Annotated in this window: 17 protein-coding genes; 13 read left to right on the top strand and 4 right to left on the bottom strand. The window is 42.1% G+C overall.

The features are described 5' to 3' along the window. The first annotated feature begins 17 nt into the window (after positions 1-17). The 10 genes from NZ583_01245 to NZ583_01200 all read left to right on the top strand — a co-directional run bounded on the left by NZ583_01245 (position 18) and on the right by NZ583_01200 (position 10,069). On the top strand, positions 18-662 hold the full coding sequence (locus NZ583_01245; GenBank protein MCS7280244.1) for an FtsQ-type POTRA domain-containing protein: 645 nt from the start codon (positions 18-20) through the stop codon (positions 660-662). Beyond that, positions 659-1,903: a cell division protein FtsA gene (gene ftsA, locus NZ583_01240; GenBank protein MCS7280243.1), complete on the top strand. Its 1,245-nt coding sequence runs from the start codon at positions 659-661 to the stop codon at positions 1,901-1,903. Before NZ583_01245 ends, ftsA begins: the two co-directional genes overlap by 4 nt. A 13-nt stretch (positions 1,904-1,916) precedes the next feature. Next, a complete protein-coding gene (ftsZ, locus tag NZ583_01235; GenBank protein MCS7280242.1) occupies positions 1,917-3,071 on the top strand; it encodes a cell division protein FtsZ in 1,155 nt (384 codons plus the stop codon). A gap of 101 nt (positions 3,072-3,172) precedes the next feature. After that, complete coding sequence (locus tag NZ583_01230; protein MCS7280241.1) at positions 3,173-4,675, top strand: radical SAM protein; 1,503 nt, start codon at positions 3,173-3,175, stop codon at positions 4,673-4,675. A gap of 21 nt (positions 4,676-4,696) precedes the next feature. After that, positions 4,697-5,470, top strand: a complete 774-nt coding sequence (locus NZ583_01225; protein MCS7280240.1) for a hypothetical protein — start codon at positions 4,697-4,699, stop codon at positions 5,468-5,470. 79 nt (positions 5,471-5,549) lie between these two features. Beyond that, positions 5,550-6,893: an NADP-dependent malic enzyme gene (locus tag NZ583_01220; protein MCS7280239.1), complete on the top strand. Its 1,344-nt coding sequence runs from the start codon at positions 5,550-5,552 to the stop codon at positions 6,891-6,893. A 2-nt stretch (positions 6,894-6,895) separates the two neighbouring features. Beyond that, a complete protein-coding gene (locus tag NZ583_01215; GenBank protein ID MCS7280238.1) occupies positions 6,896-7,735 on the top strand; it encodes a fumarate hydratase in 840 nt (279 codons plus the stop codon). 17 nt (positions 7,736-7,752) lie between these two features. Then, positions 7,753-8,313, top strand: a complete 561-nt coding sequence (locus NZ583_01210) for a Fe-S-containing hydro-lyase (GenBank protein MCS7280237.1) — start codon at positions 7,753-7,755, stop codon at positions 8,311-8,313. A 61-nt stretch (positions 8,314-8,374) separates the two neighbouring features. Next, positions 8,375-9,466: an inositol-3-phosphate synthase gene (locus NZ583_01205; protein ID MCS7280236.1), complete on the top strand. Its 1,092-nt coding sequence runs from the start codon at positions 8,375-8,377 to the stop codon at positions 9,464-9,466. A gap of 6 nt (positions 9,467-9,472) precedes the next feature. Beyond that, on the top strand, positions 9,473-10,069 hold the full coding sequence (locus NZ583_01200) for a CDP-alcohol phosphatidyltransferase family protein (protein ID MCS7280235.1): 597 nt from the start codon (positions 9,473-9,475) through the stop codon (positions 10,067-10,069). On the opposite strand, the gene NZ583_01195 is transcribed toward NZ583_01200, so the two are convergent. Together NZ583_01195 and NZ583_01190 are read right to left on the bottom strand one after the other, a co-directional pair. Beyond that, entirely contained in the window at positions 10,053-10,739 is a 687-nt protein-coding gene (locus tag NZ583_01195; GenBank protein MCS7280234.1) for a cytochrome c biogenesis protein CcdA, read from the bottom strand. The two genes, NZ583_01200 and NZ583_01195, sit on opposite strands and share 17 nt — an antisense overlap. Then, positions 10,736-11,176: a thioredoxin family protein gene (locus NZ583_01190; GenBank protein MCS7280233.1), complete on the bottom strand. Its 441-nt coding sequence runs from the start codon at positions 11,174-11,176 to the stop codon at positions 10,736-10,738. The genes NZ583_01195 and NZ583_01190 overlap by 4 nt, the downstream gene beginning before the upstream one ends. 200 nt (positions 11,177-11,376) lie before the next feature. On the opposite strand from NZ583_01190, the gene NZ583_01185 reads away from it, so the two are divergent. From NZ583_01185 to NZ583_01175, 3 genes are all read left to right on the top strand, one after another. After that, positions 11,377-12,300, top strand: a complete 924-nt coding sequence (locus NZ583_01185; protein MCS7280232.1) for a MoxR family ATPase — start codon at positions 11,377-11,379, stop codon at positions 12,298-12,300. Between the two features lie 89 nt (positions 12,301-12,389). Next, positions 12,390-13,166, top strand: a complete 777-nt coding sequence (locus tag NZ583_01180) for a DUF58 domain-containing protein (protein MCS7280231.1) — start codon at positions 12,390-12,392, stop codon at positions 13,164-13,166. After that, positions 13,153-15,105, top strand: coding sequence for a DUF3488 and transglutaminase-like domain-containing protein (locus NZ583_01175; protein MCS7280230.1), 1,953 nt, complete (start codon positions 13,153-13,155; stop codon positions 15,103-15,105). Before NZ583_01180 ends, NZ583_01175 begins: the two co-directional genes overlap by 14 nt. On the opposite strand, the gene NZ583_01170 is transcribed toward NZ583_01175, so the two are convergent. Next, the gene (locus NZ583_01170; GenBank protein ID MCS7280229.1) at positions 15,083-16,504 is read right to left on the bottom strand and encodes a glycosyltransferase; all 1,422 of its coding nucleotides are present in this window, start codon (positions 16,502-16,504) and stop codon (positions 15,083-15,085) included. The genes NZ583_01175 and NZ583_01170 overlap by 23 nt on opposite strands. Continuing rightward, a complete protein-coding gene (locus NZ583_01165) occupies positions 16,501-17,772 on the bottom strand; it encodes a hemolysin family protein (GenBank protein ID MCS7280228.1) in 1,272 nt (423 codons plus the stop codon). The genes NZ583_01170 and NZ583_01165 overlap by 4 nt, the downstream gene beginning before the upstream one ends. Positions 17,773-17,825: the final 53 nt, after the last annotated feature.

Raw genomic sequence — 17,825 nt, 5'->3', positions numbered from 1 at the left:
CTCTAATCTCATTTCCTGTGGTCTTTACATTGTTTATCAAAGAGGAACCTATCTTAAGGCTCAAAGGGATAAAGGTCTCAGGATGTGACCAAATAAAGGAGGAAGAGATAATCTCGCTTGTCCTTCCGAAATTGGGTAAAAGTATCCTAAACCTTGACACCCAAACCATAAGAAAAGCACTTATGGCCCATCCTTACGTGGCGGAAGTTAAAGTGAAGAGGGTTTATCCTTTCTACTTACACATTGCGATAAGAGAAAAATCGCCCACAGCGCTTTGGGCTAAACCCGACGGAACCGTAAAAATCGTCGATGAGGAGGGTAGACCATTTAGGGATCTTATGCTCAGAGAAAAGAGCAAGCTTCCACTAATACACGCGGAGAATGAGGAAAATTTAAAAGAAGGGTTAATCCTTCTTAAGGGATGGGTAGCCCAAAACATCGTAAAATCCGATTTTATAGCTGAACTTGTCTATTCTCGGAAAGCTGTCCGGGTTGTAACAACAGATAGCGTTGAGATTCTGCTAGGGCGAGAGGATTTTGAAAAAAGGTTAAAGAAGGCGCTTAAAGTCATGGAAGATGCGAAAAGAAGAGGTGTCCTTATAAAATGCATAGATGCTCGTTTTGAAAAAGGGGCGATCATCCGGGAAAGAGGGGAGGGATGATGGTTAGGGAAGACGATGTGATTGTGGGTGTGGATATCGGTACAACTAAGATATGCGTCATTGTATCCAAAGTCTCAGACGAAAAACTCAACATAGTAGGTATCGGTTCCCACCCATCATCCGGTTTGAGGAAGGGGGTTGTAGTCAACATGGACAGCACCATAAACTCGATTAAGAAAGCGGTACATGAAGCCGAACTTATGGCCGGAATAAAAATAACCCATTGTGTCGCATCGATAGGTGGATCGCACATAAAGAGTTTCAACAGCAACGGGGTTGTTGCAATAAGAGACAAGGAGGTGCGAGAGGATGACATAGTGAGGGCTATAGATGCCGCAAAAGCAGTAGCTATCCCGGCTGACAGACAGATCCTCCACGTGATTCCTCAAGAGTACATTGTGGACGATCAAGATGGAATAAAAGACCCCCTAGGCATACAAGGGGTAAGGTTGGAGGTGAAAGTACATATCATAACGGGAAGTGTGTCAGCGGTCCAGAATGTACTTAAATGTTTGAGAGTGGCAGGACTGGAAGTGGAAGATATAATTCTCGGTCAACTTGCATCATCGGAAGCAACTTTGAGTCCGGAGGAGAAGGAGATAGGAGTAGCCCTAATAGACATCGGTGGGGGAACTAGCGATATCGCCATATTCGCAAATGGTAGTATCCGTTACACATCCATAATCCCATTTGGAGGGAGCAACATAACAAACGACATAGCGATAGGATTAAGAACACCCCTAGAAGAGGCTGAAAAGATAAAGAAAAAATACGGTTGTGCTTTTTCAGCTCTTGTGGGAACTAATGAGACGATTGAAGTTCCAAGTGTGGGCGGAAGAAAACCGAGAGTTCTTATGAGGAAGACCTTGGCCGACATAATAGAACCAAGAGTGGAAGAAATAGGTCGAATGATTTACGAAGAGATTAAAAAATCAGGCACCGAGAAAGTACTCGCCTCTGGTGCTGTCCTTACAGGTGGGACTTCTAATCTGGAAGGGATCGCCGAGCTTTTTGAAAACGTCTTTAATGATATGCCAGTGAGGATAGGCTATCCACAGGGGGTAGGTGGTCTCGTGGATGTGATAAATAATCCAATCTATTCCACAGGAGTTGGGCTTGTACTTTACGGATATAGGCAGCTTTTATCAAAGGGCAAAAAAAGAAAGAGTGGCCCAAGATACCTCATGGAAACGAAAAACATCCTAAGTCGAATGAAGAGATGGTTTATAGAAACATTTTAAAGGAGGAGAGAGAATGGGCAAGGCCTTTTATCTAGATGAGAGTCACGGTTTCTCTGCGAATTTGAAAGTAGTTGGGGTAGGAGGCGGAGGCTGTAATGCCTTAAACAACATGGTGGAGGCTAAAATCAAGGGGGTAGAGTTCATCGCTGTAAATACCGATCTTAAGTCATTGAGTCTCTGTAAGGCCCCTATAAAGATCCAGATCGGCTCTAAACTTACGAGAGGACTCGGTGCTGGTGCTGACCCGGAAGTCGGCAGGAAGGCGGCACTTGAAGACATAGACACAATCACGGAGCATCTAAAAGGTGCTGATATGATTTTTATAACCTGCGGTCTCGGTGGAGGTACGGGGACAGGGGCTTCTCCTGTGATAGCGGAAGTGGCCAAAGAGCTTGGCGCTCTTACAGTCGCAATAGTGACGAAGCCATTCGCATTTGAGGGACAGATAAGAATGCAACAGGCTGAAAAAGGTGTGATAGAGCTAAAACAGAGGGTTGATTCGCTTATAACTATTCCGAATCAGAGGCTTATGGCCATAGGAGGAAAGCATATGTCGATAATACAGGCCTTCTATAAGGCCGATGAGGTTCTCATGAACGCAGTACGCAGCATCTCAGATCTCATAGTAGGTTCGGGACATATAGTTGTGGATTTTGCAGATGTAAGGACCATAATGTCAGAAAAGGGAATGGCAATTATGGGGGTTGGAGAGGCGCAGGGGGAGAACAGGGCAAAAGAAGCGGCTCAAAAAGCGATTTACAGTCCATTACTAGAAGACATATCGATTAATGGGGCCCGAGGTGTCCTTATAAACATAACTGGAAGCAAGGACATGACGCTCTACGAAATAAACGAAGCTTCTTCCATGATCCAGGAACAGGCACATCCAGAAGCAAAGGTGATTTGGGGTCTTGTCTTCGATGATAGTATGGAGGACAGAATAAGAATAACAGTCATTGCCACCGGATTTGAAGAGAAAATGCAAGTAAAAGACGAACTGAAAGAAAAGATAAAGCATGCCGTACTCTTTAACCAGGACGATCTACCCCCTTTTATTAGGAAAAACGTGAGGGTAAACTATCCGGAGATAAAAAAGAAAACGAAGATTACCGATTTTACTGATGAAACCTACGATATACCGACTTTTATGAGAAAGCAGGCTGACTGATACTCATCGAACTGGAAGTGGAGGAGAGTGGGTTAATCTTAAAAAAATGGAGGGCAAAAGTCCCAGTATGTGTGGTGTACCCGGATTCGTATTTTACTGGGATGTCGAACCTCGCAATACATGCCCTTTATGAGACCCTTAACAATTTCGATGAGGTTGTATGTGAAAGGGCTTTTTTCGAAAAAAAAGGAGATATTCTCTCGGTCGAGACCAAACGGAAACTTAACTCTTTCGAAATACTCTTTTTCAGTATCTCTTACGAACTGAACTACATAAACATCGTATCAATCCTTAAGGATTCTGGGATCTCTTTGAGAAGGAAAGAGAGAAAAGAAGATGAACCGATAATCGTCGGAGGAGGCATCACAATTATTGCGAATCCTGAGCCTGTAAGCGATTTTTTCGATCTCTTTATCCTTGGAGATGTGGAAGCCACAATCGTTGAATTTATGGATCTCTACCTAAAAGTGAGGGGTAAAAAAAGAAAGACAATTATAGAGGAGCTTTCGTCCTTTCCATGGGTTTACAATCCGTCATCCCTTGACGTTAAATATGCAAAAGATGGCACGATTGATTCTTTCACCCCCCATGGTTTTAGAATTCAAGTCAAATACCACCGAGGAGTCGACCTTGCTCATTCTGCAATAGTATCTGACAGTACTGAATTCGCAGAGATGTACATGATTGAAGGTACGCGCGGATGCCCATCCCGGTGCAGGTTCTGCCTCATGGGCAACGTGTATAGATTCAGGGCTGACAAAAATGTAGCTCTTCTAGCTAGTAAGCAAAAGTTTAAAGACATAGGAATAATAGGAGGGGGATTGTCTTTTCTTCCTGATCTTTCATCGATGATTTCCCAACTTAAAGCCCAGGGCAAGAAGGTGCATCTACCCTCTCTGCGAATCGACAAAGTAGCAAAAGACGTTATCGAGAACATAAAGGACGACGTAAAAACCCTAACTTTCGGACTTGAGGCTGGATCATACAGTCTTAGGAAGGCCTTAGGAAAGCCTCTTTCCGACGAAGAGATATTGAAAAGAGTTGAAGAGATTCTGGAAATTGGAAATTTCAACTTAAAACTCTACTTTATGATCGGTCTTCCGGGAGAAAAGAAAGAGGACATTGAGGCTATCTTTGATCTTGTAAAGAGAGTCAAGCACACCATGGTAAAAAAGATGGCACCTAAAAAATCCATAAGTAAGCTTACGGTCCACATAAGCCCTTTCGTACCAAAGGCGAAAACCCCGCTCCAATGGGCTGAGATGGAAACCGTAGATTCATTAGAAGAGAAGATAAGGTGGTTAAAGAAGAAATTAGGCAAGCTCGGGGGGACTTTCTTTACCCATGAGTCCGTAAAGTATAGCTTTATACAAGGGGTCTTTGCGAGAGGCGATAGAAGAGTTAATTCCATAATAACTAGACTCGCCGAAGGCGAAAGCCTAAGGAAAATTATAGTAGAAAGTGCCATAAATCCGCTCTTTTACACCTCCCGAAGAAGGAAAAAGGAAGAAATCTTTCCTTGGGATTTCATAGATACGGGACAGCCGAAGGAAGAACTTTATAAGGAGTATGAACTCTACTTTGAGATGTTGAAGGAAACATAGAAATAGGTGTAATCTTTTTTTGTGAGGAACTGGGTTCCGGAGCTAAATAAAAAAGATTTAAAGTTCATTTCCGAAACACTCTCCTTACCCGAGCATTACGTCGCAAAGGAAGAAAATCTGGAAGAGTTACTTGCGGATGAAAGCCTTTTTAGAAGGGTTATGAACGAAGACGAGACTTTTGTCCGAATCTCGCCGTTTTTGTTCTTCAAGATCTTGATCAAAAGGGCACACAGGGAACTCAGATGGGAGAGTTACACTTTGGAGAAACACGGAATGTACAGCGTATATGTGTTCGATACAGACGTCCTCTCCGGGATTTTAGACAGGAAAGAAATACGCGACTACCTTGCGGTCCTTCTCGCCTCCTTTTCTAAAGTAAAGTCCTTTGTACTTTACCTAATAGTCAAAAAAAAGGTCTACAAGTTCAAACAGAGCGGATTAGATGTTGAGGCTTTAGAGGAAGAATTGAACTTCCTCGAGGAGGAAAAGAGGTTTCCGTTACTTAGAAGGATAGCAGACACAATCCTATTCTTATGCGGAATCTTTCCGGATTACGTCCGAAAAATGGCAGAATCACAATCGAAGATCAAAAAGAAAACTGTAAGCGAACTCATAAAGGAATTTGAAGAGAAAGGCGCCCTTTATTACCATTTAGCAGCGATGCACGAGGATGCAAAGAAGGTCGGATTGAGTGATGTGCTGTACACCTTCGGTCAAAATTTTTCCCTCCTAAAAAAGCCCCTTAATCTCATAGAAAAAAAGTATTTAGCCTTCAGAAAAGAAAAGATATTCTAAAAGTTGGACTTAGGTAGGACGAAAAAAATTTCTTTTACTTTTTCCGCATTATGTGTACAATTTCTTAAGGAGGAAGCATATGGAAGCTAAATTCACCAAAGAAGAACTCTTGGAAAAGGCAAAAAAACCGGCAAGGGATGCCCTAAGGCTCCATCCGGTATATAAAGGAAAGTTGGAAGTTGTGCCCAAGTGTGCTATCCGTAGTCTTAAGGATTTCGCCATATGGTACACACCTGGAGTTGCAGAACCTTGCAAAGAGATCTCTAAAGACCCTGACAAGGTATTTGAGCATACAAACAAGGGAAATACCGTGGCTGTGATTAGCGACGGTACAAGGGTACTGGGTCTGGGAGATATTGGTCCACTTGCCGCGTTACCTGTTATGGAGGGAAAAGCGATCCTCTTTAAGTACCTCGGTGGTGTAGATGCCTTCCCTTTATGTCTCGATACCAAAGATCCCGAAGAGTTTATAAGAACTGTAAAACTTGTTAGCCCGGCCTTTGGCGGAATAAACTTAGAGGATATAGAAAATCCCAAATGCTTTTACATACTTGAGAAGCTAAGAGAAGAGTCCCCTATTCCTGTCTGGCACGATGATCAACAGGGGACGGCTCTAGTCACGCTTGCAGGGCTCATAAACGCACTCAAAATCGTAAAAAAAAGGCTAGAGGATGTAAAGATAACCCTTGTTGGCTTTGGTGCCGCTAACGTGTGTATAGCAAAGATACTATTAAAGGCCGGTGTAAATCCACAAAAAATGATAATAGTCGATAGTAAAGGGATTCTGAATAGAAAAAGGGACGATATAAAAACGGCCCACAAAGAGAAGTTGGAATTTTCAAAGATAACAAATGCAGAAAATAGGGATGGTGGAATAGAGGAGGCCCTCGTCGGACAGGATGTTCTTATTGCCCTTTCCACTCCTGGTCCAGACGTAATTCAAAAGTCTTGGATAAGTAAGATGGCTGACAACGCTATTGCCTTTTTATGCGCAAACCCAATACCAGAGATGTGGCCATGGGATGCTAAAGAAGCAGGTGCAAGGATAGTTGCAACGGGTAGAAGCGACTTTCCCAACCAAGTTAACAACTCTTTGGGGTTTCCGGCCGTATTCCGAGGTGCTCTTGATGTGAGAGCGAGAACGATAACGGACGAAATGTGCATAGCCGCGGCATATGAGCTTGCAAAATGTGCAGAGGACAAAGGTATCCACGAAGATTATCTTTTGCCCACTATGGAGGAATGGGAAGTATTTCCGAGAGTGGCGGTAGCCGTGGCAAAGAAGGCTATTGAGCAGAAGGTGGCAAAGCTCTCATTCTCGGAGAATGAGCTTTACAAAATGGCGGAGGAGAAGATAAAAAGAGCAAGGGAAGAGGTCGAAGTTTTAATGGAAAAAGGAATTATAAAGATATACGAGGAGTGAGAATGAGAGAGGTGGATGTCAGTCTTATTACAGAAACCCTTGAGAACCTCTTTATAGAGGCAAACCTGAAACTTTCTTCCGAACACATACTGGCACTCAGAGATGCGATTATGAACGAAGAGTCGGAGATAGGCAAAGAGGTCATAGAATCTTTGCTTAAAAATGCGGAGATTGCAGAAATAGAGGGAATCCCCATATGCCAGGATACGGGACTTGCATGTGTTTTTTTGGAGATAGGACAGGATGTCCACCTCGTTGGCGGCAATCTTGAGGATGCAATCAACGAAGGAGTGAGAAGGGCCTATAAAAAAGGTTATCTTAGGAGTTCTACGTGCGATCCTATTACGAGAAAAAATACCGGAGATAACACTCCTGCAATAATCCACGAAAAAATAGTACCCGGAGACAGAATAAGGATACTCGTTTTACCGAAGGGAGGAGGTAGTGAAAATTACAGCGAGGCTAGAGTCCTCACCCCAGCACAGGGCGCAGAAGGAATCAAGGCCTTTGTTCTCGAAATGGTGAGGAAAGGGGGGCCTAATCCCTGTCCTCCTTTAATTGTTGGAATAGGCATTGGCGGCAATCTTGAGATGGCCGCTCTTCTAGCCAAAGAGGCCCTTTTTGTGCCTTATAAAGTGAGAAACCCCGATAACTATTTAGCCAAGCTCGAAATTGAAATCCTAAATGAGATAAATAAGCTTGGAATTGGACCTCAAGGGTATGGAGGAAGAGTTACAGCCTTAGATGTCCATATTAAAGCCATGCCTTGTCACATCGCATCGTTACCTGTGGCAGTTGCAATACAATGCCATGCCCACAGAGTAAGGGAAAGGATCATATAGCCCAAAGGGAGACAAAAATGGCAGAAAAAAAGATGATAGAGACACCACTTACGGACGAAATAGTAAGTGATCTCCACGCAGGAGACAGGGTATATCTCAGTGGAAAGATATTTACAGCGCGAGATGCGGCACACGCACGGTTCGCTCAGCTCATAAGTAGAGGAGAAGAGTTACCAGTCGATCTTTCAGGACAAGTTGTATACTATTGCGGACCGACCCCTACGCCACCTGGAAAAGTGATAGGATCTTGCGGACCAACGACGAGCTCCAGGATGGACACTTACACGCCGATGCTTCTTGCGCGGGGCCTTAAAGGTATGATAGGCAAGGGGAAAAGATCTGAAGAAGTTAAAAAAGCGATAGTTCACTACAAGGCTGTGTACTTTGCCGCGTTAGGTGGGGCGGGTGCTTTACTTTCAAAAAGTGTGGTTACATCAAAGCTCGTTGCTTTTGAAGACTTAGGGCCCGAGGCGATTTATGTATTCGAGGTTAAAGAGATGCCCCTTGTCGTAATAAATGATATTTACGGGCGAGACCTATATGAAGAAGGGATAAGAAAATTCAGAGTCGTCGATTAAGCATATTTTTGACTTTTCGTTGTAAATGATTTAAAAAACCGTATCCTATCAGGAGTGAAAAATGGGAGAGATAAGGGTCGCAATAGTTGGTGTCGGTAACTGTGCCAGTTCCCTTATCCAAGGTATACATTACTATTCCAACCCGCAAAATGAGCCGATAGGACTTATGCACTACAGCATTTGCGGTTACGAACCAAAACACATAAGGGTTGTTGCGGCCTTTGATGTGGACGCAAGAAAGGTCGGAAAGCCTCTTCACGAAGCCATATTTGCGCCGCCAAACTGTACTAGGGTTATCACGAGGGATATTCCAGAATATGACACCATCGTCATGATGGGACCTGTACTCGATGGTGTTTCTCCACATATGAAGGACTATCCTCCCCACAGAACTTTTGTTGTGGCTGATGAAAAGCCCGTGGATGTTGAGAAGGTTCTTTTGGAAAAAGAGGTAGAGATACTTATCAACTACCTTCCTGTAGGATCGGAAGAGGCTACGACATTTTATGCCGAGTGCTGTTTGAAAACGGGGGTCAGCTTCATAAACTGTATGCCAGTCTTTATAGCATCCGATGAGACCTGGGCTAAAAGGTTTGAGGAAAAGAATATCCCAATAGTGGGAGACGATGTGAAGTCACAGATCGGAGCAACGATTATTCATAGAACGCTAATGAAACTCTTCTCTGACAGGGGAGTAAAGATAGACAGGACTTACCAGCTCAACACAGGAGGTAACACTGACTTCCTCAACATGCTAAATAGGGAAAGGCTAAAATCGAAAAAGATTTCCAAGACTGAATCTGTTCAATCCCAACTCGATATTCCTCTTCCCGAGGAAAATATCCACATCGGTCCTTCCGATTACGTCCCTTGGCAGTTGGATAATAAAGTCTGCTTTATAAGAATGGAGGGCAGGATATTCGGGGATGTGCCAGTCAGTCTAGAACTCAGACTGTCTGTTGAGGACTCTCCTAATAGCGCGGGCTGTATAATAGACGCCATAAGATGTTGTAAAGTAGCGAGGGACAGAAAGGTAGGGGGAGTGTTGGAGTCTATTTCTGCATACACGATGAAACATCCGATAAAGCAGTATCCGGACAGCGTAGCTAAACAAATGGTTGAGGAGTTTATAAGAGGAGAAAGGGAGAGATAGACACTTTTGCTGAGTGCGAAAATTGGCCACTCTCTCGACCCCTACGTCATTAAAATTTTCCGTATTTTCTTTTTAGGAAAACACATAAACCCTACGATTATTACTCTATTCGGTTTTTTGCTCGGTCTTTTCTCATTCCTTTCAATAGTATTTGATTACCTCAAGATCGGCGGGATCTTCTTAATTGTATCGGGCTACTTCGATCTTCTTGACGGTGCCTTGGCAAGGAATACAAGAAAGGTCACGGTCTTTGGTGGGTTTCTTGATTCTGTGCTTGACCGCTACACCGATCTTCTTGTCATTTCGGGAATAGGAATACATTTTCTCAGAGGCGGGGAGATTTCATCAGTTGTGGCCACAATAGTTGCGAGCATTGGCATTGCGATAATTCCATACGCTAAAGCCCGTGCACAGGCCGAAGGTCTCACATGCAACACAGGAATTCTCGAAAGACCTGAAAGGACCATTCTCCTCATTTTTGGACTGATTTTCGGTTTAGTCGAATACATTGTGATTATACTTGCAATTCTGTCCCATATAACCGTGTTACAGAGGGTCATATTTGTAAGGAAAGCCACCCAACTCATTAGGGTCTCGGAATAAAGGGGCGGTAGATCCCCAAAAGCAGTGTAGCACCTATTGTTAAGATGAGAACCCCGAGAATGAACCTCGAGTATCTCGTAAACTTTGCCAATCTTGAAAAGTAGGCGAGAAGTCTCTCCAAAATAAAAGAAGAGATAAAAAACGGAATTCCTAAACCTAAACTGTACAAGGCTAGAAAGAAAACGGCTTTTAGTGTACTGCCGCTTGTCATCGCCAAAATAAGAACGGAAGAGACCGCAGGTCCCAAGCAAGGCGTCCATCCCAGTGTAAATGTAATTCCCACGGCAAACGAGCCAAGGATTCCATGAGGCTTGTGCTTCATATCCAAAACTAGGTAACGTGAAAGAAAAGGAACTTTTAAAAGCCCTAACGTGTAAAAGCCAAAGATTACAAGGATTAACCCGCCGGTAAGGATTAGATACTCTTTGTAAGCAAGAAGGAAGTTACCGATGGCGCTACCTGCAAGCCCCAAAGATACGAATACGAAGGAAAACCCGGCAATAAAAGCTAAGGTGTGATAAATCGATTTTTTTCCTTTTATGAACTCAGAAGATCGATCATCTAGACTTATTGCGCCAATAAATACGAGATAAGAAGGTAAAAGGGGAAAGACACAAGGGGAAAAAAAAGTCAAAAGACCAGCAAAAAAAGAGTAAAGAGCATCGATCATCCCTTTTTTGCCAAGTATTCCTTAAGCGGTATTTTTTTATAATGTTTGCCTTTGAGGTAGTTTAAGACTTTCAAAAATATCTCTTTATGCACGTAACCCGGCAAAATAGCTATTCTCTTTCCTTCCGGTTCGAGCAAAAGAACGGTCGGAAATCCCCACACTCCGTGGGCTTTTACAAGATCTTTCCTCTTTTCCCCATCCACCCAAACGAAGACGACGTCTCTGTCAAGGATCTTCTTTACCGTCTTGTCTAGTATAACGTTTCTCTCCATAAGGTCACAGATAGGACAGTACCGGCTGTAAAAGTAAAGTATGACCGGTTTATCCTCCTTTTTTGCCTTTGAGAGTTCTGAATCGTAGTCTTGGGCGTAAGTGAAAATAGATGAAAAAAAGAAAAATAGGACTACAAAGATAGTTTTTGGGATCTTTTGACTCATCGATCTTTGAGTAATTTAGCCGCCTTTTTTGAAAAAAGCAAATATGGGACTTTCGAATCTAAAAAACTTGCCATTTTCCATTGTAAGTCGAGTTCGTCTTTTTCGCTTTTAAGAGTCAAGCTCTACAAATGAGTTCCTAAAATTAAACTCTGGGACTTTAATTCGAAGAGATTTGCCCTCTGTGCTATAATAAACCGCGAGTGAACGTAACAATTGAAAGGATCATAAAGAGCCTCTCCTTTTACATCCACGGAAAGGAGAAGGCTCTTCGACTTGCACTTCTTACCTTTTTTTCCAAGGGTCACTTACTCATAGAGGACCTTCCAGGGCTTGGAAAGACTACACTTGCCATAGCCATTGCCAAGTGTCTCGGATTAAGTTTCGGAAGGATCCAGTGCACAAGCGATCTTTTACCAACCGACATAACCGGAGTTTCTGTATATGAGAAGAATTTAGGGTCATTCACGTTCCACCCAGGTCCCATATTTAACAATATTGTTCTATGTGACGAGATAAACAGGGCTCCGCCAAAAACGCAAAGTGCTCTACTTGAGGCAATGGAGGAGCGCCAAGTTACCGTGGATGGAAAAACCCACAGACTTCCCAGGCTATTCTGTGTAATAGCCACACAGAATCCCATTGAACAGTTCGGGACTTTTCCACTTCCCGACTCACAGCTAGACAGGTTTACCGTGAGATTGTCAATAGGTTATCCAGATGAAAGAAGCGAAAAGGAGATCTTAAGAGTTGGGGGAAAAAGGGAGGAGCTTTTAAGTATCGAACCTACTATCAGTGAAGATGAGGTTTACGCAATCCAAGAAGAAATCGAAAAAGGGATTTACGTCTCTGAAAAGATTCTGGAATATGTTTTAAGGATCGTAAAAGCCACAAGAAACCATGAATTCATAAAGGTTGGTCTATCCACTAGAGGGGCCCTGACAATCGTTCAGACTGCGAAGGCCAACGCCTTCTTTCATGGAAGGGACTTTGTCATTCCAGAAGACATTTGCGAGCTCGCCGAGTACGTAATTCCCCACAGACTAATATTCAAAGAGAGATATGAGGGAATAAACAGAAAGGAGTTTATAAAATCGCTACTCGCCGAGATCCCGCTACCCCTTTAATCAAAATAACGACTTTTGGACTTTTTTACATACTTTTTACGATTCTAGTAGGTATAGTTGCCATTAACACCGGAAATAACTTCCTATACTTGATCGATGCCACACTTCTAGGCTTTATGGGAGTTTCTGGTTTTTTTGGAAAAAGAAACCTAGAAAAAATCGAAATCAAGATTGAAACTCCCGATGAAATCTTTGCTAAAACACCGTTCTTCGTAAGGCTAACCGTGATGAACAAGAAACGTTTTCTCGCAAGCCTACTTCTTAGAATTCATGTAGGCGATAAAGAGATTCTGTTTCCGATAATCGAAAGAAATAGTACAAAAACAAAAGAATTCACATACCTATGCGAAAAAAGAGGACTCAATAGATTGCACCCAATTTATCTTTCGTCGGTATTCCCGTTTAACTTCTTCACAAGGTATAAGCCTATAGGAAAAGTTAAAGAATTTCTAGTCTTTCCCGAGCCGAAAAAGGCTGACATAGGCTCTAGTTCAGAAGGAAGGGACTCAAAGGACCCAAAATATCAGAGCCCGTACGGTTTTGACGATGAAATTCTATCCCTTCGGGACTATGTTCACGGTGATCCTATAAAACTTGTCCATTGGAAAGCATCGGCAAAGACCGGTCAACTCAAAATCAAAAATGTTGCTTCGAGCCATAACCATCCAATTATTATCGATTTTGATAGAGTACCTATAGAGGACATAGAGGAAAGACTAAAGGCAGTCGCATACGAAATAGTGGAGGGGAGAAGAAATAATAGACCGGTTGGTCTAAAGATAAACGGAAGAATTTATGATCCCAGTTATGCGAGGGACTCAACTTTGACCATGTTGAAGGAACTCGCACTTTATGGACAAACTTAAAGAGGTGGCACCGGATAAAGTTGTAAAAGTCCTTACGTATCTTGCCTTTTTTTTGACGTTGTTTAATGTCTCAAATCACGTAAGAACCAAATATCTTTTTCTTTCATCATCTCTCGTTATGGCCTCTTATTACTTCGATATGAAAAGGCTTTATCCCCCACGCCTCCTACTCAACGTTCTTTCGATATCGGTCCTTTTCTTTTCGATTATGTCAGTTAATATCGAAAATGTTCTCGATCAAGGTGTAAACGCTTTGATTCTGCTTACAGCCATAAAATTTCTAGAGAATAAAAGATTCAGGGACTATCTGCAGATATACGTTCTTACTCTCCTTCTTTTTTCCTCTAAAGCCCTCTTCGCAATTGACCTAGGTTTTTTATTCCAGATGTTCATTCTGTTTTTCCTTTTAAGCACATCCGTTTTACTTTTAACTTTAAGCAGAGAGACGGCAAAAGTCCCTATTCCTTTAAGAGAATTCAAGACATTTTTTTTCTTCTCTTTTCTCATCTTTACTCTTTCCATCGCTATGGGTTTTGGACTCTTTTTTGTTCTCCCGAGAACTGAGTATCCGCTCTTTTCCTTTCTCGATGCCAGATACAGAGCAAAAACAGGGATAAAGGAGCATATAGCCTTAGGTACTTATGAAAGGATACAAGAAGATCAATCAATTGTATTCCGTGTAAAAATGGAAAAGTTAGAGGACGAGTATCTTTATTGGAGAGGTCTAGTGCTTGATCATTTTGATGGAAAAAACTGGGTCAAAAGAAGGATCTCTAAAGACAAGTACGACCTTTATCAGGGAGGAAGACTTCTCAAGCAGACTATCTTTATTGATGGAGAACCCCCTTATATATTTGCCTTAGACAAACCTGTCGCTCTCATCTCAAAAGAGGCCAAAGGGAAAGATGATTACTCCTTTGCACTTTTGGATTTCAGAGGCGAAAAGATACGATATGAAGTGCTCTCTGAGCTGACACCGGTAATAAAGGATGATACCAAGAATCTGAAGGATTATTTGCAGCTTCCTTACGGGCTTTCTCCTAAGATAAGAGCGGTTGCAAAGGATCTTTGTATGGGTCTTAGCTCAGATCGAGAAAAGATAGAAAAAATCTATAACTTCCTTACGTCCGGTGAGTATTCCTACTCATTGGATGATTTACCAGTTGGAGAAGATGCAATTGAAAGATTCCTATTCGAAAAGAAAAAAGGAAATTGCGAGTTTTTTGCATCGGCTTTTGCAATTATGCTACGGGTTGTTGGTGTTCCATCGAGAATTGTTGTTGGATTCAAAGGTGGGGAGTATAGCGAGATAGGAAAGTACTACTTAGTGAGAAACAGAGATGCCCATAGCTGGGTTGAAGCATATGTGAGTGGGGTAGGTTGGGTAAGATACGATCCAACCCCATCACCAAGTTCAAATGTCGCTTCAAAAGATGATCCCTTAATTCTCAGTAGGGCCTTTATGATTCTTGATTTAGTAAATTATTATTGGCTTGTGTTTTTCATTAACTACGACTTGGAGAAGCAGATAAACCTACTAAATACAGTCGAATCGAGCCTGATAAGGCGCGTCTTTTTGGATTTAAAGAAAAAAGACTTTATTTTTGTTCTAATTACTGCACTTTTTGGTCTGGCCTCCATATTTGTAACGCTGAATGTGATTTCAATATTAAGAATACCGAAAGAAAAAAGACTTGTCCTGTATCTTACAAAAAAACTGAAAAAACTTGGCTACACGAGAAAAACTAATGAAGGGCTTGAACATATGGCCGAAAGAATAAAGGAGCCAAAAATAAGGACACATGCTCTTCAAATTGTAAGGGAAATAGAGATGGTGGTTTACAAGGATCAAAAGTTCACGAACGAAGGAGCGAAAAAGATCAAAGACATGATAAAAAGGATGGAGAAAGCGATACCTACTTCTGATCAGAGATCTTAGGATCGGACCTACACATTTTTATCCTCTCTTCTAGTTCATGTGTCCTTATTTTGTCTTTTATGCTTAAAAGAACCCTCAGTCCTTCGTGATCTATGTTCGAATCCGTATTGCCTGCCCACCTTCTTGCCATGTATAAAGGTTCATAGATCCTACCGATTCTGTACTCCCTGGATATCCGAAGGGCCATGGCGTAGTCTTCACCGTAAGAGAGATTTTTAAACTTGAATTTCCTGAGAATACGCGTCACAAATGCCCTCGGCGCTCCAATACCGCCAACCCTGAGAAGATTATTGTGTCCGTTGGTCTCTGTCCATTCTTTGTGATCTACGATATAAGGTGGAATCTCCCGTAGTTCCTCGTCTACTGTCCTATAGGATCCCACAACCATGGCATACTTTCCCTTTCTTAAATTATCTACGAGAACCTGAAGAGTGTCAGATCGGTCGTAGAGGTCGTCCGAGTCAAGTTGTATCGCATACTTTCCACATAGAGGATGGTTTATTGCCTCATTCCAGCACCCTCCAATTTTTAGGCGCAAAGATGTGGGAACGATCCTTGTGATGTTTTTGTGTCTTTTCGAAAACTCGTCTACGATTTCTCCTGTTCTATCGGTAGAGTGGTTATCGACTACGATTATGTTAAACGGAAAGTCAGTCTTTTGCGCCAAAGCGCTTTTTAGGGCCTCTAATATTGTCTTTTCCCTGTTCTTCACAGGTATTACAACGGTGGCTAAGTAAGGCCCCTGCCACTGGGTATCCTCAACAGTTTTTAGTCTCTCATGCGGGATGTAAGCCCCTATCTTTTTTAAATAACGCGTAAAGATTTTCTCCATCTCCAGTTGGTAATTAAGGTTCTCAGGGTCGACATAGAAAAAGATGGCCTCTTTTGGAGATCTCAATCTTTTCGCTTTCACCTCGTAGAGGGGTTTTGCAACTCTAACTATGGGATAATCGATCGATAGCTTGAGTCTTAGATCGTAAAATGCGCCATACTTTTCGTAACTTAAATTTCCGTACTTTTTAAGGACGGCCCTTACCTTCTCCGTTGAAAAAACCATAAGACTTCCAAAATCGAAATCATCTCGACAACTTCCGAGAAGGTAGTCGTTTAATTGGAATCTCTTTTTTTCGCAAATGTAATCAGAATAAACAATGCCTGCATCTTTGAGTTCAATCTTCTTTAATAGTTCTGAGATCCCATACTCAGAGATCTCAACTTTTTCTCCCTCGTAGGCCACAAAAAAGTAATCGGTCCTTATCTCTTTTAAAATTTTCTCCAAAGGGTTGGCCCGACTTACAATTTTGACATCCTGGAAGGCATCTCTATTTAGAGGTAAATCGTCATCTTTGGCCTCTTTTCCCAGAAAGCTTGGAAGAATAACTAAAGTTAAAGGCCTCATTCGATCGGTTCTATCTTGACTTTTAAAATTCGCCTTCCATCAGTGCCTAGCACTGTAAGTTTAAATTTCCCGTGTAAAAGGACCTCTCCCCCCTTCGGTATCTCTCCGAGGCTTTTTAATATAAAACCTCCCACAGTTTCATAGTCTGGCGATTCGGGCAGGTCCAGTTTTAGCGCTTCGTTTATATCTTCTATTGCGGTTGAACCATCAACCATGTAGGAGCCGTTTTTCAACCTCTCTATGTCCTCTTCCACATCCGTCTCGTCCATTATCTCTCCGAAGATCTCCTCCATGATATCCTCTAGTGAGACTATCCCCACGTTTATCCCATACTCGTTGACGACTATGGCCATGTGGATGTGCCTTCTCTGCATTTCCTTGAAAAGCTTGCTTATCTCCATGGTATCTGGAACGAAGTACGGTTTTTTCATTATCTTTTCGAGATGGAAGGTACCGGTTTTTTGAACTTCCCTCATTATGTCTTTATAGTAAACAACCCCAACTATATTGTCTTTGTCGTCTTGATATACGGGGTAACGGGAAAATTCGTTTTCCACTATGTAGTTTAGAATCTCATCCGGAGAACTTTTTAAGTCAACACTGTAAACCCTTGGCTTGGGAACCATTATCTCCTTTACCGACTTTTTTGCAAATTTGAAAACACCGTGAAAGATCTCTTCCTCGGTTTTGTCTATAACCCCCTTTCGCCTGCTCTCTTCGATCATAAGCTTTATCTCTCCTTCGCTTATGCTATCGTCTGTATTTTTGATGTGGAAAAGTTTAAGCACTGCCTTTGTGGAAAGGCTCAAAAGAGCGACAAAAAAGAAGAAGAGCTTTGATGTAAAGAGGATAAAAGGGACCGTCTTTTTTGCGACCCTCTCTCTGTAACTTAGAGCTATAGATTTTGGAACAAGCTCCCCAAATACTAAAAAGAGATAGGTCATGAAAATCACTGCGATGGCAAGCGAAACTGACTCAGAAAAAGCTCCAAAGTAAGGTTTGAGGAAGGGTTTGAGTCTTTCAACAGCAATAATACCAGAAAGCGAGGATGCCAAAGTCCCAAATAGTGTTATCCCAATTTGCACGGAAGACAAAAATTTTTCTGGATTTTCCCTAGTGTTAAGGACCATCTCCGCAGCTTTGTCCTTCTTTTCTTTTACCATTGATTTGAGTTTGCTTTTTTGGACGGAGATAGTCGATATCTCACCTGCGGAAAATATGCCGTTTAGGACTATTAAAACAAGGATAAGGAGAATCTCAAGTTCCATGTAGCCATATAATATCACAAAATTTTCGCCCAAAAGAAAAAAGTCATCTCACC

The organism is Thermodesulfobacteriota bacterium (assembly GCA_025062045.1).
GTDB lineage: Bacteria > Desulfobacterota > Syntrophorhabdia > Syntrophorhabdales > JANXAF01 > JANXAF01.
Note: the sequence above shows the minus strand (reverse complement) of the source record. Positions and strands in the feature narration are given on the sequence as shown.

Excerpts from the sequence above, each read along its gene's own strand:
- NZ583_01165 (MCS7280228.1), bottom strand. The coding sequence starts at position 17,772 with ATGGAACTTGAGATTCTCCTTATCCTTGTTTTAATAGTCCTAAACGGC.
- ftsA (MCS7280243.1), top strand. The coding sequence starts at position 659 with ATGATGGTTAGGGAAGACGATGTGATTGTGGGTGTGGATATCGGTACA.
- NZ583_01195 (MCS7280234.1), bottom strand. The coding sequence starts at position 10,739 with ATGATCGATGCTCTTTACTCTTTTTTTGCTGGTCTTTTGACTTTTTTT.
- ftsZ (MCS7280242.1), top strand. The coding sequence starts at position 1,917 with ATGGGCAAGGCCTTTTATCTAGATGAGAGTCACGGTTTCTCTGCGAAT.
- NZ583_01210 (MCS7280237.1), top strand. The coding sequence starts at position 7,753 with ATGGCAGAAAAAAAGATGATAGAGACACCACTTACGGACGAAATAGTA.
- NZ583_01220 (MCS7280239.1), top strand. The coding sequence starts at position 5,550 with ATGGAAGCTAAATTCACCAAAGAAGAACTCTTGGAAAAGGCAAAAAAA.
- NZ583_01190 (MCS7280233.1), bottom strand. The coding sequence starts at position 11,176 with ATGAGTCAAAAGATCCCAAAAACTATCTTTGTAGTCCTATTTTTCTTT.
- NZ583_01205 (MCS7280236.1), top strand. The coding sequence starts at position 8,375 with ATGGGAGAGATAAGGGTCGCAATAGTTGGTGTCGGTAACTGTGCCAGT.
- NZ583_01230 (MCS7280241.1), top strand. The coding sequence starts at position 3,173 with ATGTCGAACCTCGCAATACATGCCCTTTATGAGACCCTTAACAATTTC.
- NZ583_01215 (MCS7280238.1), top strand. The coding sequence starts at position 6,896 with ATGAGAGAGGTGGATGTCAGTCTTATTACAGAAACCCTTGAGAACCTC.
- NZ583_01170 (MCS7280229.1), bottom strand. The coding sequence starts at position 16,504 with ATGAGGCCTTTAACTTTAGTTATTCTTCCAAGCTTTCTGGGAAAAGAG.
- NZ583_01175 (MCS7280230.1), top strand. The coding sequence starts at position 13,153 with ATGGACAAACTTAAAGAGGTGGCACCGGATAAAGTTGTAAAAGTCCTT.